This window comes from Allosphingosinicella sp. (genome assembly GCF_036403745.1).
GTDB lineage: Bacteria > Pseudomonadota > Alphaproteobacteria > Sphingomonadales > Sphingomonadaceae > Allosphingosinicella.
Genome location: NZ_DASWQI010000018.1, coordinates 1 through 1,514, shown reverse-complemented (window position 1 = coordinate 1,514; position 1,514 = coordinate 1). Strand labels below are relative to the sequence as shown.

Sequence of the window (1,514 nt, the reverse complement as noted above, 5' to 3'; positions counted from 1 at the left end):
CGCCGCGCGCGACTGCCGTGCCGAGCACGACGACTGAGAGCGAGCCGACGCAGCGCGACCGCCACCTCCAGCACATGGCCGACCACGGGCGCATGGCCTGGCAGACAGCGTCCGGGTACACGGAACGCGCCAAGGCCGAGGCCGCCATTGGCCGATGGAAACAGGTGATCGGCGACCGGTTGCGCGCGCATACGGATGAGCGTCGGGCGACCGAGGTGGACGTGGCGGTCTACGTGCTCAACCGCATGCAGGAACTGGGGCGCCCGAAGTACGTCCGCGTCGCCTGACCCCGGACGGGGTTGGGGTCAGTGCGGCCCCACCCCTGATCCGTGCACCTGTATCTGGGAGGGCGCGATCAGTGCCTGTGTAAGCTGATCGTGCGAGTCGGCCTGTCGGGAGCGACCATCCGTGCACTCGTGCCACGAGCACCAAACGTGGATCTGTGCCCCGGCAGACTGGCCACGACGGATGCCCAGTAGGAAGTCGCGCCCGCGAGCGCCCATACAGGTTCCGGCAGGCGTCGTGATGGCTCGTGGGACATGAGAGGACAGGACCATGGCTGACGAGGCAATGGCTGAGGAGACAATACGCTGGTTCGCCGGCATCGACTGGGGCTCGGCGAAGCACCAGGCCTGCCTGCTCGATGGGGCTGGCACGGTCGTGGGCGAGCGGGCGTTCGCGCACGGCGGTGCGGGCCTGGCGGCCCTGTGCGACTGGCTCGTGTCAATGGCCGGCGACCCGGGTTCGGTCGCGGTGGCCCTCGAGGTGCCGCACGGACCGGTGGTGGATGCCTTGCTGGACCGCGGCTTCGCTGTTTATGCGATCAATCCCAAGCAGCTCGAGCGCCTGCGCGACCGCATCAGCGTCGCCGGTGCCAAGGACGACCGGCGCGACGCCCGGGTCGCAGCGGCTGGGTTGCGTACGGATCGGCATCTGTTCCGCCGCGTGCTGGCCGGCGACCCGAGCGTGGTCGAGCTCCGCGAGTGGTCGCGCTTGGCCGAGGAGCTCCAGCACGAGCGCGTGCGCCTGGGCAACCGGGTTCGCCAGCAGCTCTGGCGTTACTACCCGCAGCTTCTCGAATTGAGCGATGACGTGACAGCCGAGTGGGTCCTGGCGCTGTGGAGCATGGCGCCGACCCCGGCCAAGGCGGCGCGCCTGCGCGCGGCGATGCTGGCGCGGCTGCTCCGGCAGCACCGCATTCGCAAGCTCGATGCCCAAGCGGCGCTGGGCATCCTCCGCCAGCCCGCGATCACGGTGGGCGCGGGTGTCACCGAGGCGGCCGTCCTCCACCTTCGCTCCCTCGTCGCCCGGCTGCGCCTGGCCAACCAGGAGCTCCATCAGGCCGCGCGCAAGCTCGATGAGCTCTGCACAGCCCTGAGCGAGACCGACCCCGCTGCCCAAGACAGCGGACCTGGCGACGCGACTATCCTTCGTTCGCTGCCTGGGGTCGGCCCGGTCACGCTCGCCACCCTGCTCACCGAGGCCGCCGGGCCGCTCGCGCGTCGAGATTACGC

General features: G+C 70.4%; 1 protein-coding gene and 1 pseudogene. Both read left to right on the top strand.

Annotated features, from left to right (window positions below; translation table 11 throughout):
* Positions 1 to 287, top strand: a pseudogene (locus tag VGC56_RS02545) (IS5/IS1182 family transposase); the annotation flags it as partial.
* A gap of 268 nt (positions 288 to 555) precedes the next feature.
* Positions 556 to 1,514 (top strand): IS110 family transposase (locus VGC56_RS02540; RefSeq protein ID WP_464123048.1); only part of this gene is annotated, 959 nt, incomplete at its 3' end.